General features: G+C 31.7%; 21 protein-coding genes and 5 pseudogenes. 8 read left to right on the forward strand and 18 right to left on the reverse strand.

What is annotated here, in order from left to right; genetic code table 11:
- The first annotated feature begins 8 nt into the window (after positions 1-8).
- A complete protein-coding gene (locus AK212_RS08605; protein WP_053030294.1) occupies positions 9-845 on the forward strand; it encodes an HAD family hydrolase in 837 nt (278 codons plus the stop codon).
- An 18-nt stretch (positions 846-863) separates the two neighbouring features.
- Positions 864-2,588, forward strand: a complete 1,725-nt coding sequence (locus tag AK212_RS08610; protein ID WP_053030295.1) for a glycoside hydrolase family 3 protein — start codon at positions 864-866, stop codon at positions 2,586-2,588.
- A 579-nt stretch (positions 2,589-3,167) separates the two neighbouring features.
- Here the strand turns inward: AK212_RS08610 and AK212_RS08615 are convergent.
- Positions 3,168-3,757 (reverse strand): annotated as a pseudogene (locus AK212_RS08615) (GNAT family N-acetyltransferase).
- A 183-nt stretch (positions 3,758-3,940) separates the two neighbouring features.
- Between AK212_RS08615 and AK212_RS08620 the strand changes: the two are divergent.
- From AK212_RS08620 to AK212_RS08630, 3 genes are all read left to right on the forward strand, one after another.
- Positions 3,941-5,515 (forward strand): BCCT family transporter, encoded by a 1,575-nt coding sequence (locus AK212_RS08620; protein ID WP_053030296.1) that lies wholly within the window; start codon positions 3,941-3,943, stop codon positions 5,513-5,515.
- A gap of 252 nt (positions 5,516-5,767) precedes the next feature.
- Entirely contained in the window at positions 5,768-5,986 is a 219-nt protein-coding gene (locus AK212_RS08625; RefSeq protein WP_231119761.1) for a hypothetical protein, read from the forward strand.
- A gap of 87 nt (positions 5,987-6,073) precedes the next feature.
- Positions 6,074-7,015, forward strand: coding sequence for a ketopantoate reductase family protein (locus AK212_RS08630; protein WP_053030297.1), 942 nt, complete (start codon positions 6,074-6,076; stop codon positions 7,013-7,015).
- A gap of 216 nt (positions 7,016-7,231) precedes the next feature.
- Here AK212_RS08630 and AK212_RS08635 read toward each other — a convergent pair whose 3' ends face one another.
- The 13 genes and pseudogenes from AK212_RS08635 to AK212_RS08695 form a co-directional block, all read right to left on the reverse strand.
- Positions 7,232-7,996 carry an alpha/beta hydrolase gene (locus tag AK212_RS08635; protein ID WP_002502244.1) on the reverse strand — a complete coding sequence of 255 codons (765 nt, stop codon included), beginning with the start codon at positions 7,994-7,996 and terminating at the stop codon, positions 7,232-7,234.
- Between the two features lie 24 nt (positions 7,997-8,020).
- Positions 8,021-8,680: an ABC transporter permease gene (locus AK212_RS08640; protein WP_016930948.1), complete on the reverse strand. Its 660-nt coding sequence runs from the start codon at positions 8,678-8,680 to the stop codon at positions 8,021-8,023.
- On the reverse strand, positions 8,680-9,636 hold the full coding sequence (locus tag AK212_RS08645; RefSeq protein WP_053030298.1) for an osmoprotectant ABC transporter substrate-binding protein: 957 nt from the start codon (positions 9,634-9,636) through the stop codon (positions 8,680-8,682). The genes AK212_RS08640 and AK212_RS08645 overlap by 1 nt, the downstream gene beginning before the upstream one ends.
- An 18-nt stretch (positions 9,637-9,654) precedes the next feature.
- Positions 9,655-10,287 (reverse strand): ABC transporter permease, encoded by a 633-nt coding sequence (locus tag AK212_RS08650; RefSeq protein ID WP_053020142.1) that lies wholly within the window; start codon positions 10,285-10,287, stop codon positions 9,655-9,657.
- Positions 10,284-11,471 carry a betaine/proline/choline family ABC transporter ATP-binding protein gene (locus tag AK212_RS08655; RefSeq protein WP_016930946.1) on the reverse strand — a complete coding sequence of 396 codons (1,188 nt, stop codon included), beginning with the start codon at positions 11,469-11,471 and terminating at the stop codon, positions 10,284-10,286. The genes AK212_RS08650 and AK212_RS08655 overlap by 4 nt, the downstream gene beginning before the upstream one ends.
- Before the next feature lie 140 nt (positions 11,472-11,611).
- The gene (locus AK212_RS08660; protein WP_053020143.1) at positions 11,612-12,085 is read right to left on the reverse strand and encodes a thioesterase family protein; all 474 of its coding nucleotides are present in this window, start codon (positions 12,083-12,085) and stop codon (positions 11,612-11,614) included.
- Between the two features lies 1 nt (position 12,086).
- Complete coding sequence (locus AK212_RS08665; protein ID WP_053030299.1) at positions 12,087-13,055, reverse strand: 3-hydroxyacyl-CoA dehydrogenase NAD-binding domain-containing protein; 969 nt, start codon at positions 13,053-13,055, stop codon at positions 12,087-12,089.
- The gene (locus tag AK212_RS08670) at positions 13,055-13,939 is read right to left on the reverse strand and encodes a beta-keto acid cleavage family enzyme (protein WP_053030300.1); all 885 of its coding nucleotides are present in this window, start codon (positions 13,937-13,939) and stop codon (positions 13,055-13,057) included. The genes AK212_RS08665 and AK212_RS08670 overlap by 1 nt, the downstream gene beginning before the upstream one ends.
- 126 nt (positions 13,940-14,065) lie before the next feature.
- Positions 14,066-14,623 carry a TetR/AcrR family transcriptional regulator gene (locus AK212_RS08675; protein WP_016930942.1) on the reverse strand — a complete coding sequence of 186 codons (558 nt, stop codon included), beginning with the start codon at positions 14,621-14,623 and terminating at the stop codon, positions 14,066-14,068.
- Between the two features lie 602 nt (positions 14,624-15,225).
- Positions 15,226-15,711 (reverse strand): annotated as a pseudogene (locus tag AK212_RS08680) (FGGY-family carbohydrate kinase); the annotation flags it as partial.
- A gap of 345 nt (positions 15,712-16,056) precedes the next feature.
- Complete coding sequence (locus AK212_RS08685) at positions 16,057-16,599, reverse strand: GNAT family N-acetyltransferase (RefSeq protein WP_141763617.1); 543 nt, start codon at positions 16,597-16,599, stop codon at positions 16,057-16,059.
- Between the two features lie 71 nt (positions 16,600-16,670).
- Positions 16,671-16,871, reverse strand: a pseudogene (locus tag AK212_RS08690) (GNAT family N-acetyltransferase); the annotation flags it as partial.
- 391 nt (positions 16,872-17,262) lie between these two features.
- Entirely contained in the window at positions 17,263-18,084 is an 822-nt protein-coding gene (locus tag AK212_RS08695; RefSeq protein ID WP_053030303.1) for a LysR family transcriptional regulator, read from the reverse strand.
- 115 nt (positions 18,085-18,199) lie between these two features.
- Here AK212_RS08695 and AK212_RS08700 point away from each other — a divergent pair, with 115 nt between their 5' ends.
- Together AK212_RS08700 and AK212_RS13395 are read left to right on the forward strand one after the other, a co-directional pair.
- Positions 18,200-19,195, forward strand: a complete 996-nt coding sequence (locus tag AK212_RS08700) for a YeiH family protein (RefSeq protein WP_053030304.1) — start codon at positions 18,200-18,202, stop codon at positions 19,193-19,195.
- 132 nt (positions 19,196-19,327) lie between these two features.
- Positions 19,328-19,453 (forward strand): annotated as a pseudogene (locus AK212_RS13395) (rhodanese-like domain-containing protein); the annotation flags it as partial.
- A gap of 39 nt (positions 19,454-19,492) precedes the next feature.
- Here the strand turns inward: AK212_RS13395 and AK212_RS08705 are convergent.
- Positions 19,493-20,905 carry a zinc ribbon domain-containing protein gene (locus tag AK212_RS08705; protein ID WP_053030305.1) on the reverse strand — a complete coding sequence of 471 codons (1,413 nt, stop codon included), beginning with the start codon at positions 20,903-20,905 and terminating at the stop codon, positions 19,493-19,495.
- Positions 20,905-21,972, reverse strand: coding sequence for a zinc-ribbon domain-containing protein (locus AK212_RS08710; RefSeq protein ID WP_053030306.1), 1,068 nt, complete (start codon positions 21,970-21,972; stop codon positions 20,905-20,907). The genes AK212_RS08705 and AK212_RS08710 overlap by 1 nt, the downstream gene beginning before the upstream one ends.
- Positions 21,973-22,302: 330 nt before the next feature.
- Between AK212_RS08710 and AK212_RS08715 the strand changes: the two are divergent.
- Positions 22,303-22,772: pseudogene (locus AK212_RS08715) on the forward strand (transposase); the annotation flags it as partial.
- A 10-nt stretch (positions 22,773-22,782) separates the two neighbouring features.
- On the opposite strand, the gene AK212_RS08720 reads toward AK212_RS08715, so the two are convergent.
- Positions 22,783-25,416, reverse strand: coding sequence for an AAA family ATPase (locus AK212_RS08720; protein WP_053030307.1), 2,634 nt, complete (start codon positions 25,414-25,416; stop codon positions 22,783-22,785).
- Between the two features lie 12 nt (positions 25,417-25,428).
- Complete coding sequence (locus AK212_RS08725; RefSeq protein WP_053030308.1) at positions 25,429-26,085, reverse strand: hypothetical protein; 657 nt, start codon at positions 26,083-26,085, stop codon at positions 25,429-25,431.
- Positions 26,086-26,199 lie beyond the last annotated feature (114 nt).

Raw genomic sequence — 26,199 nt, forward strand, 5'->3', positions numbered from 1 at the left:
TGAAAACATTGAATTACACACTAGAACATTTTCAACCTCAACATGATCACCTTATCTGCGTAGACTCAGATGGCTGTGGCATGGATACAATGACCATTAAACATGAACGTGCATTTGGACCAGCACTACTTGATATTTGGAATCTAGACGATATCAAAGATGACGTATTAAATCGTTGGAATCAATTTAACCTATATGAAATCACACGTGGTATTAATCGATTTCAAGGACTTGAAAAAATATTAACTGAATTACATCAACAAGGTCGCACTGTAGATGGCTACGATGACATTAAATCATGGGTAGATACGACGACGACTTTCTCAAATCCACAATTGCAACAAGATATTGAAGCTAACCCTGATAAAAAAGGTTTACGTTTAGCGTTAGACTGGTCGAACCGCGTTAATCAACTCATCCAACGTCTTCCGAGTATTGGTCCTTTTGAATATGTATATGACGCTTTAAAGCGCGCCTATCATAACGCAGATATTGTGATTGTTTCATCTGCAAACCTATCAGCAGTTGAGACAGAATGGACTGAACACCAACTCACACCTTTTATAACTAGCATCTTCGCGCAAGAAGCTGGCACAAAAAAACATTGCATTAATCAACTCAAACGTTTATACGATGCAAATCAAGTACTCGTTCTAGGTGATGCTAAAGGCGATATGCAAGCGGCACAAGATAATGATGTGTTATTCTATCCAATTTTAGCTGGAAACGAAGCGACATCTTGGCTTGAATTTAAAGACAAATACTTAAATTTATTCATTAATAATCAGTTTGATAATACTATTCAAGAACATGTAATTCAACAATTTTATAATAATTTTGACTAGAAAAGGAGCATGATAACTATGGCACGAGTAGATTTGAAAGCTAAACCTTACTTTTTAAATGACGAACAAATTCAATGGGTTGAAGAGACATTGTCACATTTAACTGATGAAGAAAAAATAGGTCAATTATTCTTTAATTTATTTTCATTAGAAGAAGATGGCGACTTTAACGATTCTGAGTATACAAATAAAGATATTTTAAATCGATATCATATCGGTGGTGCCCGCTATCAAGGTGGAAACAAGCAACAAGTTCAAGCGCTATTAAACGATTTACAACAACATAGTAAAGTGCCTTTACTTGTCGCTGCAAACTGTGACTCTGGTGGCAATGGGGCTTGTAAAGACGGTACGTATATCGCTTCAGCAGCTCAATGTGAAGCCGCTCAAGACAGTAAAGTCGCTTATAATGCAGGTTACGTATCTGGTCGAGAATCACAAGCACTTGGCGTTAACATTAACTTTGACCCTTGCGTTGATATTTTAAAAAATTGGCGTAACACAATTGTGAACACACGTGCATATGGAACAACTGCAGAAACCGTGATTAAATATACCAATGCCTTTATTAATGGCTTTAACGAAACACAAGATATGATCACTTGTATTAAACATTTCCCGGGTGATGGCACTGAAGAACGCGATCAACACCTTGTATTAGGTGTAAATGAAATGACAACAGATGAATGGGATCAAAGTTTCCGAAAAGTCTATGAAAATCACATTAATAATGGGGTTGAAATGATCATGTCAGGTCATATTGCATTACCTCATTATTCTAAAAAACTCAATCCTGAGTTAGCAGACAAAGATATTTTACCAGCAACATTATCTAAAGAATTAATTACCGATTTATTAAAAGACGACTTAGCTTTTAATGGCTTAGTCGTAACAGACGCAAGTCATATGTTAGGTATGACTGCAGCCATGAAACGTGAAGACTATGTGCCTCAAGCGATTGCTGCCGGTTGCGATATGTTCTTATTCTTCAATGATTTAGAAGAAGACTTCCACTTCATGTTAAAAGGTTATCAAGACGGCGTGATCACTGACGACCGTCTAAATGATGCAGTAAGACGTATTCTAGGACTAAAAGCTAAAATACATTTACCTAAAAAGCAAGCACAGGGTACACTACTTAAAAATGAAGACGAACTTAGCATTATCGGTTGTGATGAACACTTGGCAATGCAACAAGAAGCTGCCGATTTAGGCATCACATTAGTGAAGAACACATTAGATCAATTACCAATACGCCCTGAAACACACAAGAATATACGCTTGTATATCATCGAAGGTGAGAAAAATGGTATTTACAAATCAGATGACACTGTCGAACATAACTTAGTATCTATCCTTGAAGATCGTGGATTTAATGTGACAGTTAATGATGGCTCTACACGTGTAAAAGGTAAAACATTAGAATATCGTGATAACGTTGATGCTGCACTCGTATTCGCAAATATCGTTGGATACGCTGCTGAAAATAACTATCGCATCCGATGGTCAACTGCAATGAGTAACGAAATTCCATGGTACGTTCATGAAGTGCCTACCGTCTTTACATCACTCAATTTCACAACACACCTACATGATGCAACAATGGTCAAAGCCTATATCAACGCGTACCATTCAAATAAAACAACATTAGAAACCGTTGTCGATAAAATCATGGGCGAGTCAGATTTCAAAGGCGTGCCAAATGATTTAGTTTGGACAGACAAATGGCAAGCTAAATTATAATCATATAATATTTAAATATATACAAAAGCGCTAAGGGAGTGGGACAGAATTCTTTTTAAATTCGTCGTCCCACCCCCGCAAGGATGACTAGAACTGAGAAAAGCTTTGTTAAAGCGCCTTCTCAGTTCAGTCAGCTACTGCGAATTTGCAAAATAGCTGCATTATATTATTTATGTCCCGGACTCTTAGCGTTGTTTTCTTTGTTCAAGATAATGTGTAGTTCATCAAATAATTATTTTAATTATTATTATTAATATGAAGAGAAATATATCTAAATATACAATGAAAATATTCTTCTTATAAATATTTGGAATGATGTTAATTAATAATCCCATCATGAAAAATAGTGGAACAATATTTTTCATGATATCAAAGAAAGGAAGAAAAATGACACTTATTATGCCAATAAAAGAAATATAGTTGAAGTATAATTAAAAACGATACACCATTTAGGTTCTTCATTTATACTCTTTTTGTTCATGCATCAAAGCTCTTTATCAATTTATGATTAAAGGTCGTTGGTTCAAATGTAGAATAACTTAAATCCAACGTCAAATCGAACTGATAAGTATAAAATGCTTAATTATAATACTCTTCTCTCAACAAACTATACACATAACTATCCGAGAACTCGCCACGTAAACGTTCGTTACTTCTCAACACACCTTCTTGCGTAAAGCCAAGTCGTTCAGGTATGGCCCTACTTTTCGGATTTCGTGTCGACATTTGAATTTCTACGCGGTTAATATCAAACGTTTCGTACACGTAGCGAATCAACGCCTTTGTGCATGCCGTCATAATTCCCTTTTTTTGAAAATGCTCAGCCAAATAATAACCGATAGACGTACGTTTGTTAACAAGGTCTAAATAATGCAAGCCGATGACACCTACAAGTTCATCGTCATACCATATGCCACAATGAAATCCATATCCGCATCAGTGCGGTTTTTAAATACAACTCCTCATTTCTTATTCGCGTGTAAACTGTTGCAATAGTGAATAGATAAAATTTTTACTATCTTCAACCTTCTTTATTTATTCAACAAAAGGTAGAAATTCTGATAGATACTTGCGATTACTATCTATTAATTTAAATAGTTATTCTGCTTCACTTCTCGTTCTTCAGATATTTTTAATTTCAAGAGTGCATTAATTTGAAATCCAAATATAATTAGAATCTCCTATATTTTTTAAAACATGAAAGAAATTATAACCAAAGCAACATATTACACAATTCAAAGGTATAAACTTATTACGAGTTTGTAAAATTTTAAACTTATTCATTATTCTTTTAACTATATATGTTAAGCTTTTATACATCTATTTTATTAAATTTGAAAGGAGTTAAATACATGGAAAACAAATCTAAACAGTTTTCAAATGTGTTTATTTTTGCTTCAGTTACTGTAGGGTTACTGGTAATTATTGGAGCCATCTTCCCTAATCAATTTGGTTCAATTTCAGGAGCAATCGGAAGTTTTATTACAGAAACATTCGGTTGGTACTATATGTTACTTATTAGTATTATTCTGATATTTTGTATCACACTTATTTTTCATCCAATTGGAAAGCTTAAATTAGGAAAACCAGATGATAAACCAGAATTTAATACTATTTCATGGCTAACAATGCTATTTAGTGCAGGTATGGGTATTGGACTTGTATTCTATGGATCTTCTGAGCCCATTTCACATTATCTATCTCCACCAACAGCGAGTAAAGAAACAGAAGCTGCTCTAGCTGAAGCTATGCGTTCAAGTTTCTTACATTATGGACTACATCCTTGGGCAGTTTACGGTATTGTTGCTTTGGCTCTTGCATATACACAGTTTAGAAAAAATGACTTAGGACTCATTTCTCGTACATTACGTCCTATTTTCGGGAATAAAGTAGAAGGTCCATTAGGTACTGTTATAGATGTTCTAGCTGTTTTTGCTACTATTATTGGGGTTGCAGTGTCACTTGGTGTTGGTGCCATGCAAATTAACGGTGGTTTAAATTATTTATTTGGAGTGCCAAACAATAAGCTTATTCAAGGTGTTATTATTCTTATTGTTACAGTTTTATTCTTACTTAGTGCTTGGAGTGGCTTAAGCAAAGGTATTCAGTATTTAAGTAATTTAAATATGCTTTTAGCTGCGATGTTACTTATTATTATTCTAATTGTAGGTCCTACAATTTTAATTATGAATATGTTTACATCCTCAATTGGTGAATATTTGAATACCCTTATTTTTAATAGCTTTGATGTTGCTCCACTTAATTCACAAAAACATGAATGGTTACAGTCATGGACGATTTATTATTGGGGCTGGTGGATGAGTTGGTCACCGTTTGTAGGTATCTTCATTGCACGTATTTCAAAAGGTCGTTCAATTCGTGAATTCGTTATAGCAGTATTAGGTGTTCCTACAATTATTAGTATGCTATGGTTTACAGCCTTTGGTATTACTGGTATTGAAATTGGTAAGCAATCTAAACATACCTTTAGTATGCCACCTGAAACACAATTATTTGGTATTTTCAATGAGATGCCTATGGGTACAATTTTATCGTTTATCGCTATTATCTTAGTAGGCTCGTTCTTTATTACATCCGCAGACTCAGCTACATTTGTATTAGGTATGCAAACATCATTTGGACGTTTAAATCCATCCGGTTTTGTTAAGATTGTTTGGGGAGTCATGTTATCAGCGATTGCCTACGTACTTTTACTATCTGGTGGATCGACAGGTTTAGATGCTCTGCAATCAGCTGCTATTATTTCAGCATTACCATTTAGTTTTGTTGTTATTTTAATGATGATTTCATTTTTCAAAGATGCAAATCAAGAAAGAAAATTCTTAGGTTTAACCTTACAACCTGATCATCAACGTAAAAAGAACTATATTAAAAATAACACAAACCAACAATCTAAAATTAAATAGGACAAAACCTGAGACATTATTAAATGTCTCAAGTTTTGTATATTGATGGTAGTCGATGATTAAATTGAAAATGCATTTGTCGCAAGCTTTTTTCAACTTTAGTCCTCTTTTTTGGGGACAACAAATTCAAAATGAATTCTATCTTACTTTTTTGGTTTGTATGGTATATATACATAAACAATACGATCAATTAAGGTTAATAAATATCGTGGAGAAGTCATAGATAGTTATACTAATGCAACTGATGAAGAAATGAAACAATTTAATAAAGCTAAAGAACAAAAGTATGGTCAAAATCAAGAAGACAATAATCAAATTACTAATGACAATCAAGAAGAAACAATCACCAAAAATCAATCATCGGAAGATAAAGAAGGTACGGAATCTAATCATAATGATGATAATGTGCAAGAAGAATCATCGTCTTCTGAGGAGCAACAAGCACAAGACAAATCATCAGAAAATGATTAGTAGCTTAAATCTATGTAATTTAGACTATATTTTTAACATATTTTAGTGGAAATAGATAGAATACAAGAAAAATAAGGAGTGTTAAGTATGGCTAATAAAATTGCAATTGCTGGGGCGGGTGCAATGGGAAGTCGTATTGGTACTTACCTAAAACAAAGTGGACAAGATGTTACATTAATAGATTACTGGAAAGATCATGTTCATCGAATAAATGAAAAAGGAGTAGAAGTTCAAACTGAACATGATACTTATACTGTTGAAATGCATGCCACATTCCCTGAAGAGGTCAATCAAACCTATGATATTATCGTACTTTTAACAAAATCAATGCAATCTGAACAAATGATGCAAATTTTAAAAGAGCAGGGAGCAATTAGCGAGGATACTGCCATCTTATGTATGATGAATGGTTTAGGCCATGACGAACGTCTATCACAATTCGTTCCAAAATCACAAATTTTCTTAGCCGTAACAATGTGGACAGCTGGATTACGTGGTCCAGGTCAATTGCTATTAGAAGGTGAAGGTTCAATTGACTTTCAACGTGCTGATGGTAAAAAAGACCCACGTACTCAAGAAATTGCAGATATCTTAAATCAAGCTCATTTAAATGCCACTATCAGTAATGATGTATTTAAAGCAATATGGTCTAAAGCCACGCTTAACAGTGTTTTAAATCCACTGTGCACGATATTAGATAAAACAATCGGTGAATTGGGCGCTTATGATCATTCTAGAGCAATGATACGCCCAATCATTGAAGAAATTGTCGACGTAGCACATGCTAAAAATGTAGATATTCATATTTACGACTTAATCTCGAAAATTGAAGCAGCTTATCCTGATCATGCACAAGGTTTACACTATCCTTCAATGCATCAAGATTATAATCATGGTCGTTTAACTGAAATAGATTACTTAAATGGTCAAATTGTGAACTATGGTAAATCATTAGGTATCGCAACTCCTAATAATGAACTGATTACTCATCTCATTCATCAATTAGAAATGAAGTTAAATAAACGTTAATATGAAATAATGTAAAATTAAACTATACTTTTTTGTGAATTATTTGAAAGAATTGGTATTTTTTTGATAAAACTCAATTGTTGTCATTGCCCTAAATAATATATATATTGATTTTTAAATTAACTTGTAAATGAATAATCAATATTAAATCTTTCTATATAAGAATAAAATAATAAGACCACTAGTCAAAATTGTTAGACTAATGGTCTTATTATTTTATATATTATTTGTAAATATTTTAATTACTTTTTCAATAGCTTTATCCCAAAATGCATAATCATGTTTTCCTGAGCTCTTTATAAAGTCATACTGTACATTTTTTTTATCTAAATAGTTAATAAAATCTAAGTTACCTTTATAAAGTTCATCTTCTGTACCACACATAATTAATAACTCTGGCAAATCAATATTTTTCTCTATAGCTTTATCAACGAGATGATAAGGATCAAAATTACTACCAACTATCTCCTTATCTGTTCCAACTATAGACTCTGGTGAAAAATCATACCATTTGTATTTTTTAAGCATAGAAACGTCGAATGCAGCAGATAAAGGAGCAGCTTTAGAAAACAATTGACTTTGTGTTAATGCAAATTTAATTGTTCCATATCCTCCCATTGAATGCCCTGCAATAAAATTATCTTCTCTTTTTTTAGACAACGGTAAAATCTGGTGTACATAATTGTAAACTTCTAAAATGTAATCATAATAACTGTGTCCAAAAGCCATATTCGTATAAAAACTGTGATCTGCATTAGGCATTATAATCGCTAATTGATATTCATTAGCATAGCGTTCTATACTTGTATATCTCATATACGAATGAGTGTCGCTAGATAGTCCATGAAATAACATCATTGTTTTAAGTTTTTTTGTTTCGTTCGCTGAATCAAAATAACTGTCATCTTCAGGTAAAATAACATTTAAAGATTGATGCATTCCAAGCGTTTTTGATAAATAATTCATCTGGATTAAAGCCATATTATCTACTCCTTAAATACTTTATTAATTATTCGTTTGTGTAGCTGGATCTAATTTTTTCTCTGCTAGACGTAAAATAATATCTATAAGGATTACTATCACAACGATGGGTAATGCACCAGCCAAGATAAATAGTGTGCCATCAGTAGCATTCGTACCACGAATAACGACATCACCAAGTGAAGGCGCTCCAATGAACGAACCAACAGCAACAACACCTATTGCAACTACTAGTGCAATACGTATGCCTCCAATAATTACTGATAAAGAAAGTGGTAACTCAATCATACGTAAAACTTGATTACGTGTCATTCCCATTCCTTTTCCAGCATCTTTAATATTGATATCCACTTCATTAATACCAGTATACGTATTTTTTATAATAGGAAGAAGTGCATATAAGAAAACAGTGAAAATAACAGTATTAATACCTAGTCCTATTACTAACATTAAAATTGCTAACATAGCAATTACAGGCACTGTTTGAATAATGTTAGCTAATGTAATAATAATTCCAGACAACTTACCAAACCTTGCAATAAGTATTCCAAGAGGTATACCGATAATAGCAGCAAATAATACTCCATATATTGACATTAAGAAGTGATTAATAAATAACTCCCATAGATAACCAAAATTTGTTTGATAATAATGTATTAGTTGTTCGAATAAATTACCTTCCATTAGTTTTGAACACCTTTCTGTTTAGAGTCATTTTCATCGTCAAAGTAATTATGTTTTTTTAAGAAATCTTCTGCTACTGTTGCTGGTTCTTTACCTTTTCCATCTGCTTGATAGTTTAGTTCTTGCATTTGTTCAGTTGAAATTTTACCTTCCAATTTTTTTATAATTGGTTTTAATTCTGGTTTTTCTTTTAATAATTGATCAGTCGCTAAAGGACTTGCATCATATGGTGGAAAGAAATGTTTATCATCTTTAAGTACTTTCAAATCATATGCCGCTATACGACCATCAGTAGAATAACCTACTGCTACATCTAAATTACCAGAATGTAATGCATCATAAACCAAGCCAATTTGCATAGGTCTTACTGTTTTAAAATCGATACCATATTCTTTTTTAAATCCTGAATAGCCATCACCTTTACGACTTTCCCAAGAACTATCCATACCTACCCTTAATTTATTTGCATGTTTTTTCAAATCAGAGACTGTTTCTAAATGATATTTTTTTGCTGTTTCTTTCGTTACCATCAAAGCGTAAGTATTTGCAAAACCATATGAATTAAAGAATGTTTGATGATATTTATCTTTAAAGCCTTTTTGTGTTGCCTTCATTGCTTTGTTAGGGTCTTTAATTGGATCTTCCCCTAATGCCCCTGTTAAATCAGTACCTGTATAACGTGTACCAGACATATTTGCTTGATCACTTGTAATAGCATTATGCTGAATAACACTTGATCCTAAGTTATTAATTAAAGTAGGTTGTATTTTATTATTTGTATCATGTTCAATTAAAATTCTTAACATATGTGAAATGATTTGAGATTCACTTGTGCCTAAAGATGTAATTCTAACATCGTCATCTGAATTACTATTTTTTAAACCTGGTAAACTACATCCAGACAACACAGTTAGACATAGTACAAAAACTGCAATATATTTTTTATAATGTTTCATAATGTCCTCCTTTATTGTTTATCTGGAAACTTTAAGTCCTTTCGGAACTATCCACTTTTCAATTTGAGCTAAAATTAAATCTACAATTAGTGCAAGTACAGTTACTAAAATAGTACCTACGATAATCATCATTGGCTCATATAAAGCTAAACCATTGAAAATCAAGTCACCTAGTCCTCCAGCACCAACATAACTTGCTAAAGCTGCCCAGCTAATTACATATACTGAAGATAAACGGATACCACTTAAAATCATTGGTAAAGCTAATGGTAATTCGACATCTTTCATCAATTGAAAATTTGTCATACCCATACTACGTCCTGCTTCTTTTACATTGTTATCAATATTTTGGACACCTACAATTGTATTATTTAAAATTGGTAATAATACGTAAATAAATAATGCAATAATTGCTGTTGTTTTACCCACACCAAAAAGTGGAATCATTAAAGCTAAAATTGCTAAAGTTGGAATTGTTTGTAAGATTCCAGCTACAGTTAAAGAAATCTTCGATAACTTTTCTCTTTTTGATAGTAGAATCCCCAAAGGAATAGCAACAATCATAGCAAGTAATAACGCTACTACTGATATATACAGATGCTCAAAAGTTTTATTAACTAATATGCCACCATTGTCTATTAAATAACTCATACTTTATCCGCCCCTATTTCTTTAGGCTCGACAATGCCTTCATCTTCATTTATTGTTTCTTCTTCAATTTCACCCCAAAGTGTATCGTATACGATATCTACTAAGTTAGATCGAGTTACTAATCCGATTAGAGTTTTACCATCTGTATCAACAATAGGTACATTTCTTACATTACGTTTTAAAATTGTACGTACAGTATCTTGTAATTTACTATCAACTTTAACGCGATAAATATCTCGCTGCATTGTATCAATAAGTTCTTTCATTTGACGTAGTCCTTGATTAATATCTTCAATATCTAAATATCCAAGTAAATGATGTTTATTATCAATTACAAAAACTGTGTCTACTCGTCGGTTTCTCATAATATTAACTGCATCATTTAATGACTCATCAATATGTACAGTGACTGGTGTAATCATTGCATCTTTTACTGTTCGTACATTTGGTCTATCTTGAATCAAACGATTCTGACCAATAAAATCTTTAACAAAATCGTTAGCTGGATGACGTAAAATATTATCTGGTGTATCATATTGAATTACTTTACCTTCAGACATAATACAAATTTTATCTGCTAATTTAATTGCTTCATCCATATCATGTGTAACAAAAATGAATGTTTTTCCTAGTTGTTTTTGTAATTTTTTCACTAAATCTTGTAATGTGTCTCTGGTAATTGGATCTAATGCACCAAATGGCTCATCCATTAAAATAATATCTTGTTCAGCTGCCAAGGCACGTACTACACCAATACGTTGTTGTTGTCCACCAGATAATTGTGAAGGATATCTATCTAAATATTCTTCAGGCAAATCTGCAAGTTTAATCAACTCTTTTGCTTTTCTGTCTTTTTTCTCTTGCGACCATTTTAATAGTTTAGGTACAAGTACAATATTTTCTTTAACTGTCATATGAGGCATTAGACCAATTTGTTGAATCACATAACCAATATTTCTTCTTAATTCTACTGCATTGATATCTTTAATATTCTTACCATTAATTGTAATCTCACCATCTGATGATTCGATCATTCTATTAATCATTCTTAATGCGGTTGTTTTACCACTCCCACTTGTTCCTATGAAAGCAACAAAATCTCCTGATTCAATATCAATGTTCATATTATCTACTGCTTTTTTCCCACCTGCATAGACTTTTGATAAGTTTCTAATACTTAACATATATCCAGTCCTCTCTTTTTTTATATTTATTACAAACTGAGGACTTAAAGTGTATGTTATACAAAGTTTACTAAGTAAAAACAAGGCACATTAAGTCCTCCATATTTCAATCATTCAATTATTAACTACTAAATTAGCCTCTATTTTCTTCTATTAATTCCTATTCGATGTCCTAATTGTTTAGGTCTTTCATTAATAGGTGTTGTATTAAAATATAACTCTATAGATTCTAATATTTGTTCAGGAAAAGGTGCTGATCTATTTGTATTTATATCTATTCCCATCAACATAACTTCATATATGGCGCTACATATATCATCCTTATTAAACATCTCCATATAAACGTGTACACGTTTACTATCGTAATCATAAAGATGTACTTTTACCTGAATATTTTCGTCTTCTTTCATTTCTTTTAAAAATGTTATATGATTTTCTAATGTGAAAATTGTATACTGCAATCTTTGAATTGTTTCTTGATTAAGACCAATTAATGCTAACCATGCATCTGTTGCATCACTAAAAACACGGTTGTATTCAGCATCATTCATATGTCCGTTATAATCAACCCATTCTTTTTTTACATTTGTTTGGTAAATATAATGTTCTGACATATTAATTTACCACTTGATGTTTTTTAGATTTTTTCATTGAATCTGTATCTTCTGGCCAATATTCTTCTGCGAGTTGTTTTACTTTAATCAAGAATTCATTACGTTTTTGATCAAGTTCTGACATTGTATATCCTTGTGATGTCGCTTCACTACCGCTCACTACTTTTTCGTAAAGATCCTCCGTCAATTCTGGCGCAATTAACTTAGTCCATGGTTTTTTCAATGCAGGACCAAATTGTTTAAGCATGTGTCTCATACCACCTTCGCCACCTGCAAGATGAAATGTCATGAATGGTCCATATTGTGCATAACGTAAACCAGCTGCATGCGTAAATGCTTTATCTACTTCTTCTGTTGTCGCAATACCATCATTAACAATATGTAGAGATTCTCTCCATAATGCCTCCATTAGACGATCTGCAATATGTCCTTCAATTTCATTTCTTACATGGAGGACATCCATGCCAATATTCTCATAAATTTCCTCAGCTTTAATAATCGTTTCTTCTGAAGTACTTTGACCTGGTACAATCTCAACAAGAGGTAAGATATATACTGGATGGAAAGGATGTGCTACTACTAAACGTTCAGGATATTTTAAATTTTTTTGTAACTCTGTTGGCATAATGCCAGAAGTACTTGAACCAATAATAGCAGACGGTTTCGCATAAAAATCAATTTCTTTTAAAACAGAATCTTTAATAGATTCTACTTCCGGAACATTTTCTTGAATAAGGTCTGCATCTTTAACTGCTGCTTTCAAATCTGTAGTAAAGCTTAAATTATCTAGTGATGCATTCTTAGCTAACCCCATTTTTTTAGCATAAGGCCAGTTTTGTTTAACTTGTGTTAGCATTCTTTCATAGGCACCTTCGCTAGGATCTGTAGCAACGACTTCATGCCCATGAGCGAGTATTCTTGTTATCCAGCCACTACCAATTACGCCTGTTCCAACTACTGCGAACTTCATTATTTACCTCCTTGATTATTTTTAAGATTAAGTTTCTCTCTTGCTTCTGCAGGTGTTAATGGGACTAAATCATATTCTTTCATTATTTTCTTAGCTTCTTCAACTAATGCTTCGTTAGTTGCTTTAACACCTTTTGAAATATACAAATTATCTTCAAGACCAACACGAATATTTCCACCACGTTTAGCAACTTCTCTAACTGTCGGTAATTGCATTCTACCAATACCAAATGCAGACCATTGTGCATCTTCAGGGATTCTTGAAATAAGATAGTCTAACGTTTGAGCATCATTTTCAGCGCCCCAAGGTATACCTAAACAAAATTGGAACATAGGTTGTTCGACTAAGCCTTCTTTAACAAGTTGCTTTGCAAAACTGACATGACCTGTATCAAAACATTCAAGTTCTGGTTGTACACCTGCATCTTTAATCATTTGCGCTTGTTCTCTCAGCCATGAAGCGGGACTAATATATATCGAATCTCCCATATTAACGCTGCCACAATCAAGCGTACACATTTCTGGTAATGTGTCACCTACTGGTCTATGACGCTCTTTAGGCGTTTGAATCCAGGTTCCTTTACCACCTGTTTCTGGGTGTTCTTGACTTGGAATAAAGTCGCCACCGCCACCAGCTGTTACATTAATAATAATATCTTCGTCTGCCTCTCTAATGAGTCTTACAGTTTCACTATACAGTTCTGGATCATGACTCACCCCGCCTGTTTTAGGGTCTCTAACATGAATATGTGCTACTGTTGCTCCAGCTTTTGCACACTTAATTGCTGAATCAGCAAGTTCTTGTGGTGTTACTGGAACATTTTCATTTTTGTCAATTGTATCTCCAGCGCCTGTAATTGCTGCAGTTAATAACACTTTTTTCAAGATAAGCACTCCTTTATATTTTAAATACGTTACAAACTATACCAACTGGTCGGTAAAGTTTCAACCGTAGCATAAAAAATAAGCTGAAAAGTTTCAATCTCACCTAACAGCTTAAAACCTGAAAATTTATTTTTTTTCTTTATTAATACCTACTTCTACGTTTTCTTTTAACCGATTTATTACTCTTTCACGCATTGATTCATCAATTGCACTTATTCCAAAAACTTCTGATAACCATAAACCATCAACAGCTAACCTAATGATTGTTGCATCTATTTCATCTAGACCGTCATTAACAATTTGAGATTGCCAATCTTCATATAAAGATTTTAATGGTAAGAGTAGTGCTTTATTTGAACCTTGTGCAGCAAGCATTGCAGAAGTAATAGGCGCATTTTCAACACGATGCTCTTTCGTTGCTTCAATAAACGCATTTAACCATTGTCCTTGTTTACAATGTGTATTATCAATATGACTATTTACATTTTCTCGATATAATTCATTAGCATAATTGACAAGTTCTTTTATTAGACCTTCTCTATTTTTAACATGATAAAGCAAACCACCCTTGCTTATACTTGCTTCTTTTGCTACTGCATCTAATGTTAAATAGTCAGTACCTTGTCTATTTACTATATTAGCTGCAGATTCTAAAATATACTGTTTCTTAGATTTCCTCGTCATCAATTCACCCTCTTCCAATTAAAATCAATATTGTTTACATAATACTCTTAAATAGATAGAGATTATTATATTATATAAATTATTTTAAAAAAAGTTTTATGTTCTAATCTTTTTAACTATATTAAAAATGATTACACTTAAAAAATGTATAAAGTATGTGAGAATAAGACAAAGAATTCAAAATGCATTCTTCTTCCTATCCCAACTGTGTATGTAACCTAATTTATATTGAATATAAACTTCTTTTACGAAAGTCCTAGCTCTATGACTTAAATCAAATTGAACTTAAATTTTTTAACCTTTTGTATTGATTGTATAAGAGTAGAAGTGAAAAACTTAATATAAGTGTATTTTCTTTCATTTTAATTATTGATTATCTTTGTAAACAATCATTTAAAATGCTTTATGTCAAGTAGATAAGTAAATAATTAAAAGATACTATTAAATTTAACTAATTTCTCATCTTTAAATTTCATTTTCATATTCTTCTCTCAATAAACTATCTGAGAATTCCCCAGGTAATCCTAAAAATTGTCGATTTTGTTTAGTTAAATCGTTAGTCACAATAATTCACTTTCTCCCTTTGCTTATTTGTGATTTCTTTAAAGTTGTTCGTTAGCAAGACGTTCTATAGGAAGACCTTTTTTAAAACGTTCAATATAACGATTAAAGCTTTCTATTTCTTTTTAATTTGGTTCAATTTTGATAGAATCAGTATCTTTAAAAGCAATTTCATTAAGATAACTAGATAAATTTACATAGTTTTCTGCTACAAGATATCTAGCTAAAACAGCAATCCCCCATGCTCCACCCTCACTAGCAGTTTGCATAACACTAACGGGACTTTGCATTGCTGCTACCAAAAATGTTTGAGCAACTTTTTTGGTTTTGAATATACCTCCGTGTCCATATATTGAATTAATTTCAATATCTTCATTCTTTTTTAATAAGTCAATACCAATTTTTAATGTACTAAATGCACTATATATGTGAGTCTTCATTACATTAGCTAAATTGAATGAACTATCTATCGATCGTACTAACATAGGATAACCCTGTTGAACCTCTGTAATAAATTCTCCGGAAATTATCACTTTTAAACTTAAATATTGTAATATTATAATTTATACCCCATAACTGACTCCATCTTTACAATAATTTTTATTGTGTTATCCTACACTTGTAATATTCTTAATCTAACATAAAAATTTTAACCACTTTCAATTTATTCTGGAGCGTAAATTGAAAGTGGTTTTTTTAATTTAATATATATAGTTTTACTAAACAATAAGCTTAAAAATAGAAAGAGATAACTCTATTCTCTATTATATTCGGAATGAATCTATAAGTGGATATCATACGTTTATTGATTACTTAAAAAATTATTATAAAATCATCTTGTAAATAAATTTGAATGTATATTTACAATAGAATTAATCATCATATTCTTCCCGGAGTAAACTATACACATAACTATCTGAAAATTCTCCTTGTAAACGTTCATCACTTCTCAATATACCCTCTTGTGTGAATCCAAGTCTTGTTGGTATAGCTCGGCTTTTCTTATTTTTAGTAGACATTCGTATTTCGATTCGGTTAATATCATATTCTTCATATACATATTGAATAAGTGCTTTAGTGCATTTAGTCATAATACCTTTCTTTTGAAAGTCTTCTGCTAAATAATAACCAATCGAAGTTGTTTTATTAACTAAGTCTAAATAGTGCAATCCTATGACCCCAATCAGTTCTTTATTACTCCATATTCCACAATGAAATCCATTACCATCGATAAATTGTTGCAACGCTGAATGGATAAAGTGTTTACTATCTTCCACCTTCTTTGTATGTTCGACAAAAGGTAGAAATTCTGCTAAGTAGTTACGATTGCTATCTACTAATTTAAATAACTGTTCTGCTTCTCGTTCTTCTAATATCTTTAATTTAATATCTTTATCTACTTGGTAACCAAAAATCATAACTATCCCGCCTATGTATTTAATTATTAATAAATCTCAAAGAAAAACCGCTACTAAAGTGGATATGGAAAGCCGTCACCACGCGTAAATTGTTGTAACGCCGACTGAATAAATGTCTTACTGTGCGCAACTTCAGTTGTATATTCGACAAATGGCAAGAACTCGCCTAAATATTCACGATTGCTATCTACTAATTTGAAAAGTTGATCCGCTTCACGCTCTTCTAATATTTTTAACGTCACATGTTCATTCACTTGATAACCAAACATCATCGATATCGCCTCCAGTTAAAATTGTCAAATTATTCGGTAAATTACATATATAGTAACATAAATATATGTATTTTTATTAAAAGCTTAAATTTCATTCTATTTTGTATTAGCATAAAATGCTTGAAATTAAAAAATGACACATTAGATTCCGCACCGCGACAATAAAAAATTGGAGTCTGAAACATCCATAATATAATAATGCTATTGTGCAAATTCGCAGTAACCGACTGAACTGAGAAGACGCTTAAGTCAAGCTTGTCCCAGTTCTAGTCATCCTTGTGATTGAGGCGCCCAGCAGAGCGCATTTCATTAAGACATTACTCAAGCTAAGCACACTGGAGACAGCGCATTTAAGATAAATTTTGTCCCCCTCCACATCTTATATATATTATTTCATAATCGTTTCAATGACAGTTCTAATATTTTTATCGATATATTTATCAACATGTTTAACTAGATAATAATGACGTTTCACATTAAGTGTTTTTATCACTAAATTTTCATAATCTTCAGGATTAATTGCTGATTTGGAAATAATAGCAAATCCATTTCCAGCCTCTGCCATTTGTTTAATAATACTAATATTATTAATTTCTACTAAATATGGATTTAATTTTAGTTCGGAAAGTCCTGCCTCTTGATAAAATCTCGTTCCTGATCCTTTTTCTCTAACGAAGCAGATATCCATTCTAGGTTTAATTGATTTTTTATAAATATACACCATTTCATCTTCAATTATTGTTTTACATTCTATCGCATTATCTTGAATGTCTTTTTCTACAATACCAATATCTACTCTATTGTGTTTAATATCGTTTATAACTGAATCTGAATTATTAATACGTAAATGAATATGTAACTTCGGATGTTGTTGCATAAGAATGGTAAGTTTTTCTGATAATAAATATTCACCATATGTATAACTACTTCCGACCGTAAGCGTGCCTGCGATGGTTTCGGATTCAGATGCTAAATTTTGCCATAATTCTTGTTCAATACTTTCCCGTTGCAATGCATATTGTAAAAGCTTTTCTCCATCATTCGTTAGTTTTAAATATGGAGACTTAAATTCAAATATATTCACATTATATTTTAATTCTAGACGTTTAATATCTCGACTAACAGACGGTTGTGACGTATATAAATTTTCTGCTGCTCTAGTAAAACTTTCTGTTTTGATTACTTCAATTAATACCTTATACGGATCCATGTATCATTCTCCTTCAAGTCTAATATATCATTTTTGATATAGATACTATACTAATTATTTATTTAACGTTATAACAATAACGTGCTAAGATTTCATATCGAGGTGAGAAATACATATGAAATCATTAACGCAAGCGTCATTTATAAAAGGCATTATGTTTACATTTGTGATTGCAATTACCAGTTATATATTAGCTCAATTTCCTGTTTTACATACAATTGGGGCTTTAGCTATTGCAATCATTTGTGCGATGATATACCGCCAAATCAAAGGTTATCCAGAACATCTTCGTCCTGGCATTACTTTTGCATCGAAGCGTTTATTAAAATTTGCGATTATCTTATATGGATTAAAACTAAATATGGGAGATATTCTAGGTAAAGGCTGGAAATTATTACTAATTGATATATTCGTCATTATCTTCTCAATTAGTTTAACTTTAGTTTTAAATCGTATGCTTAAAGGAAATAAAGATATCTCTATACTACTTGGTATCGGTACAGGTGTATGTGGCGCTGCAGCGATTGCTGCTACAGCACCAATTTTAAAATCTAAAGAGAAAGACACCGCAATCAGTGTAGGTATTATTGCGCTAGTTGGAACTATATTTGCGCTAATGTATACAGCCATCGAGGCTATTTTTAAAATACCTGCGATAACTTATGGCGCTTGGGCAGGTATAAGTTTACATGAAATCGCTCAAGTCGTTTTAGCAGCAGGTATTGGTGGACCAGAGACAATGACGTTTGCTTTACTTGGAAAATTGGGTCGTGTTTTTTTACTTATTCCATTAAGTATTGTCTTAATTCTGTATATGCGTTATCAATCAAATTCAGATCAACAACAACAAAAAGTTCATATTCCTTATTTTCTAATTGGCTTTATTTTAATGGCTTGTATAAATACGTTTATCCCTATACCTTCAATGTTTATGAATATTATTAATGTCATCACAACTTTATGTATGTTAATGGCAATGGTCGCTTTGGGGTTAAATATCGTTTTAAAAGACGTCATCTCAAGCGCACTTAAACCTTCTATCGTTATCTTTATTACTTCAATTTGTCTATCTAGTGTGACACTCCTAATCGCGTATATAATGTTTACATAGATGATGATGTTATACGTTTATATGCCAACAAAACGTGCATTCTAAAATACTGAAATGCACGTTTTCCAATCATTGTACTTCAATACTTGATTAGACTTCTGTTTTGTTCATTATCTCTCTCCAGTTGAAAATGGTGAACTATTATTATTAGATGTGCGTCCCACAGAAGAATATGAAAGTGGCTATTTCCCTGGAGCAATCTCCATACCGATTGAGGAATTAGAAGACAATGTTTTAGATTGGAAATATGAAAAATAAGGGAGTCGGTAATCCGACTCCCTTATTGCTATTGAATTATTAATAACCTGAACCGACTTCTTCCCCGTCTTCATCGTATTCTGTTACATAACCATCATCCGTATCAATGGTATAAGAACCGGCTAAATCTCCATTTTTATCAGTAAATGAGAAGCCCCATTTGCCGTCATCTGTTTTCTCTGGTTCTTTGTATGTGTATGTGTCCGTATCTAACGTATGACCTTCATATGATTCTACTTTATCAATGACATTGTCACGCGTTACTTCTTCTGAACTTGAATCAGAATCATCGCTGTCACTATCTGCATCCATTTTATCATCGATATAGTTATCAATTTCATCATCATCAAACGTTACTGTGACGTCTGTGACATCATCATCGTCGTCTCCAGCACTTGTCACATTCACTGAATCCGATTTAAACGTTTTACCTTCATATGTGCCTTGTGTATATACCGTTACTTCTTCATCAGGATCGTATGGTCCATATGTCTCAGAAGATGTTTCACTTCCAATTTCTTTATCATTCGCATATATTTTTACGTTATTTAACATATAGCCACCATCAACGCTAACGGTGAAACGTTTTTGTTTAAATGATTCATAAGCAATATTACTATCACTCATGTTAATCATTAACGCCCCTTTGAATTTCTTGCCATCAATATCTTTCGTAGCTTTTAAATTATAATCACCGATTGGGAACGTACCAAGCGTTTTTTCTTCATCTTCAGAAACTGTTGTCGTGCGTTTTTTACCATTATACTCATAAGTAATATCTCCACTACTACTTGGATAAATGCTTACGGATTTTTGTGGAACATTAAATGTGTAATTATCAAAGAATAAGAATTTCTTGCCATCCTTAGAAATATTTAACACATTGTTCCCATTAGCATCGACAGACAAATTGTTGAAGCGATTATCTTTAATTTCTTTCGCACTTTGTTCTACATTGCTCCCAACATTATTTAAATCATCTTCTGTTTTAATATAGTTTAAATACGCGCGTGCTTCTTCCTGACTTAACTTCTGATCGTTTTGTGTCGTAACTTCTTTGGCTAACGCTTTTTCATCGTCTTTCTTGATTGCTTGTGCAATATTTGATGCTTGCTTTTCCGGAGAAAATTGATTTTTTAATAATGAAAATGCAACGATTAAAGCGATGAGCAATACAGCTATAACAGCAATAATAATCCACGTCTTTTTATTATCGCCTTTACGTGGTTGTTGATCATGTCTAGGGGCATAACCTTGCTGGTTATAACTGTTGTATCCCTGATTTGAATGTTGTTCATGCATATCTTGTCGAGGTTGGTTATGATGATTTTGGTTATGTTCATGTTGTGTATTAGCGCTATTCGACTTAGATTGGTGAACAGGCTTACCACAATTTGTACATACCTTCACACCTTCACGAAGCGGTTGCCCACAATTACTACAATATTTCATTAGTAGATCGAACTCCCATCAAATAGATTATTGAACTCACTGATTAAGTTAGCAAAGATTTGGTTAAATAAAGATTCCCCAAAAATCGTTACAAATAAGAAGAAAACAATAATGTAAATAATCACACCATAAAAACTTGAGAAGCGCGTATGATGATTGGCACTATATTTAGCAATCATGTACACACCTGAAATAACAATTAACAAGATGGATAGCATAAACAAGGCGCCACCAAATCCATATGAATTAGCAAACATTAAAATCAATGCAAGTACTAATACTGCGACTGAAACACTATTAATCAATACAAAATCCGACAATACTTTTCTGAATGGAATTGGCTGTCTCACTACTAAACGTGTGATACCATACGTCGCACCTACGATAACCGCTAAGAATAAAATGATGGCTACAATAATCGAAAAGATAATTTGACTCTTAGGTGTCTCAAATAAACCAATTGTTGAAGGTATTGCAATCGCAAGTAACAGTGCGATGACTAATAAACCAATAACGAGTAAAGAAAATAACAATTTAAAACTAAATGCTTGTTGGCTTTTTAGAACTTGGTCAGGTGCTGCGAAAGCACTTCTGAAGAAACCTTTACTTTCTTCTGTCACTTCTTTTGCATGTTCACTAAATTGGCTTGATTGTTGTGGTTGTTGATAGTTTGAATACGGCTCATTGTATTGTTGTTGACTGTGATATGTATGTGATGCGTTGTTGTGAGGTTGTTGATTTGATTGTGGCTGATGCATTTGATGTTGTTGAGTTGTTGAATGATGTTCAGGTACATGCTGGTTATCTATCACTTTGCCTTCGTCATTATTACGTTTATCTTGTGTTGTGTTGTTTGTTCTAGATAATGGTTCATTATGATTTGATGTCGTTACGTGTTCTTCTCCCAATGATGCACTTGTATCGTATCGTCGCCCATTCGCCTCTGCATTTGAGATATCTTTCTCAGCAGAATTAACCGTTTGGGACTGTTTATCTATTTTATGGCCACACTCGCCACAAAATAAATCGTTAGGCTCGATTGCACTTCCGCAATTTGGACATTGCATAGGTGTTCCCTCCAATTTTTAATTTTTTTAATCTTCAAAAAGTATATCATTTATTTTGTATTGTTTTCTACATTATTTTAAACTTTCTATCAAAAAAATTATATATTCTAAAAAGCAATATTTCGACATATGCATTTTATACATTTGCCTAAATATTGCTTCGCTTAATATTAAAATAAAACATACAAAGATATTAGAAAACGGATCCCACTGTTGCCCATAAACTAGCATAATTAGCAATTAATATCGCAAAAATCTATTCACATTCAGATTTTGTTTAATAAGATTTAAATAATCTAATTTCAAATATTTTTTAACTCTATGAAGATAAGTTATTCAAGTGTTAAACCTTCTTCTTTTCTAGTAAAAACTTCACTTATAAATTAGACAATTAAAAGATTCTATAAAATACTTGTCTCATTTAGATAAAGAAATGGTTAATTTAGCGCAAAAATTAAAATGTTGCGAAAATATACAATCAATTCCTGGTATTGGTGAATTTACAGAAGCTATGTTAATCATTAAAATTGCTGTTATTACGCGCTTTAAATCGAACAAACAAGTCCATACTTATGTTGGTATTGATTTCAAACGATATCAATACGGTATCACTCACTTTAGAGGCACAATGAATAAGCGAGGAAATAAAAAATTTATACAATTTTTATTTTGGATAGTGATTAATTTTATTCGGGGCCTGCGTAACTATGATAATCATGTCGTCTATTATTAATAAATTAAGAAAGCAGCCTAATGAGAAAACTCATAAGACTGCCGTCATCGCTTGTATAAATCGATTATAAAATGTCATTACATATTTAAAATTGTCTGATCACTAATCATAGTTAAATCGATATTTATATCATTAGAATTAATCACTTCACTCTTATGCACTACTAATAATTCTTGTACAAAGTTACGAGCCCATCTACCATTTGATTTTTTCTCGTCGTCTAACTCACTATATTTATTTTCAACTACTTCTCTTAATAATTTTTCATCAAAAATCCATTGGTCCTTAGTTAAGGCTAAAATCACAATGTCAGCTACTTCTTTAGGCGCATAATCATCAAAATGAATTTTATAAGGAATTCTAGATTGTAGTCCTTCATTAGATTCTAAAAAACGTTCCATATCATTTTCATAACCTGCAAAAATTGCAATAAATTTCCCACGTTTATTTTCTAATTCTGTAATAAGTGTCTCTATAGCTTGAATACCGAAGTCATTACTTGATTTTTCCTTAGGCATCAATTGGTAAGCTTCATCAATAAATAACACACCACCTAATGATTGTTCTACTATTCTTTTAGTATTTTTTTCAGTATGCCCAATGTAGCTACCAACCATTTCACTGCGTTCAGTTTCGATTAAATGACCTTTAGAAAGTATCCCAAGTTGACCAAATACTTTAGCTAACAATCTCGCCACTGTTGTTTTACCTGTTCCAGGTGATCCTGTAAAAATCATATGGTAATTGCTCGTACTAATTGATTTACCTTGTTTTTCTAGCATTTGATTAAATTTCACTTCATTTACTATAGCATTGACATGTGTTTTAACATTCTGTAAACCTACTAAATTATTTAATTCATTTAATAATGATTGTAAAGTCTCCTTATCTTCATTTGTTTGTCTATTGAAAATTTCAAAATCTTCATTATTGATAGTAATTAGCACTTGATTATCAAGATATTCTCCACTTTCAGAAATACGTTGCATTTGTTGCATTGTTAATTTCTCATTAAAGTTACGAACCCATCTACCATTACTATTATCAAAATTAAATTTATATTCACTATCCATGACTTTCTCATATTTACTAGAGTCAAATTCATATCCTTTATCAATTAAATCCTTACTTCCTATTGCATATAATTCATCGAAGTTATAATCATCGAAATTAAAAGTGTTCGGAATTCTGGATGACAATCCTGGGTTAGAGTTTATAAAATCAACCATTTCATTGGTATATCCTGCAAATATTATCATAATTTCTTCTCTATAATCTTCCATATACTTAAGAATTACATCAATAGCTTCTTGTCCTGTACCTTTATCGCCTTCATTATTTACTAATGTGTAAGCTTCATCGATAAATAACACACCATTTTTAGCTTTTTCCAATATTTCAAAAGTTTGAGTAGCAGTTCTTCCAACGAATTCAGAAACTAAATCTTGTCTTGATACTTCAATAAAGTTATCACTTTCAATTACGCCTTCTTCATACAGAGCTCTTGCAATTAATCTGGCTACTGTCGTTTTACCTGTTCCTGGATTACCAACAAACATAGAATGCATTGATGGTAAACTTTGTTGAAGACCTCTTTCTTTTTTTATTTTATTTATTCTAGCAACATTTATAAACTGTTTGGTAGCTTCTTTTACTTTTTCTAAACCAATAAGTTCATTTAATTTATCTATTGCTTTACTTTCATTTTGATTATTTTTCTCAAAACGATTTGTCTCTTCTTCATTTTCTGCATAGTCCGCTTCTAGGAGATTCTCTGCTTCTTCATATTCTTTTATAGAAAGTTCAGCAACATCTTCATTAAAATCATATTCTAAGTCACTATAACCATGAGTTTGCATTATTTGATTAGTTGTTTCTGCTTCTATCAAATCATTTATTTGCGTTTGCTCATCACGGTTAATTATGTGTAGTTCTTCACCGATTGCGTCAGAAAAATCGTCTATTTCCACGGTAAATCCACCTATACTATTTGTATTAACTTTATTGATTGAAAGATAACTCTCGCTTAATTGCGCGAATGATTTACCTGAAATAATGTTTAAATTTTCTATAGTAAGTTGACCTTTATCTCTAGCACATATATCATATTCAAAATTTTCATTTTCTATATATAAATCATTAGCAAAAACTTGTGCTTCTTTTATAGCTGATATAAATCCAACAATTAGCGTGTTTTTTATTTTAGTACATGAGTAGTCAGACGTTCTCATACCCATTATCAATGAATTCGCAACAAAAGCTTTGGAGTTACCTAGATAAATTCCGCCTTGTTCTTTTTCAATTTTAGTCTCTATCGTTACACTATTTAATGTTATATAATTATTTTCTTTAGCAAAAAACGCTACTTTATTGTCATTTCCTTTTACAATTACATTATTTAACTGTACATTACTATTGTTGATTGATAATGCATTTTTATCTAATTTAGATGCATCGATAGTTAAGTTCTCAAAAATAACATCACTATTTTCAATGTCAAAAGTTGTTTCTAAACTTGTTTCTTCAGGTGAGGACTCTCCTCGAAATTTTATGTTAATATCTTCCAATGAAATTCCATCATGGCAACGATGTACGTCATTTTTAAGGCTATCAAATACTACCACATCGTTATTTCTAGCTAAACCATCTTGAAGCATTTTTTCTAAGCTCACTTTTCTAAAACCTTTACCCACAAGTATTGGTTTCTTCATTATCAATAACTCCTATCCTAATTTTTTTGCTAATACATATAAATAAATAAGCGCAACAATCCCTAAAATAAACGAATAATTCCAAACGAATAGTAAAAAGACATATTTTATCACAATTTTTATAGTTGCAAATATACAACCTATGCGATCTATGTCATCGATATAACTCGATTTATCAATAATTTTTCTGACAAAATGATCAACTACACACATAATGAATGGAAATAAAAGAAAATTTAAAATTAATATTACCCTACTCATTTGTACTTCTAACCAAGCTACATATAAGCAAAAAACTAAGATAGAAATAAAATATCTTCTTACCCATTCCTCCTTATTATCAAGTTTAAAAATATTCATAACTTTATTTTTAAGGTTAGTATTTACTTTGTTTGAACCCGCTCCAAACTGGCTATTATTTCCTTTATTATGTATATCACCAGTATTTACTGCATTGGAAGCTGCTCCAAATTGTACTGTAAACTCTTTTTCATCTTCTTTATTCTCAGTATCTTTATATTGCTGATTTCCTGCTCCAAATTGTTTTCTTAAATCACTAACATCTTTTTCATCATCTTTATTAATACTATCTTCTTTTAGGGTTTTTCCACAATTAGGGCAAAAACTTTGTAATCCATTTACTTTTTCTCCACAATCATTACATTTCAATATTAAATCCTCACTTATATTTTAGATACTTTTTAATTTATAACGATATTTATTTATTTGTATATAATTTTAATAAAATAATTAGTTTTTGTCATCAAAGTATTAAAAAGCTCT

It is taken from the genome of Staphylococcus borealis (genome assembly GCF_001224225.1).
Lineage (GTDB): Bacteria > Bacillota > Bacilli > Staphylococcales > Staphylococcaceae > Staphylococcus > Staphylococcus borealis.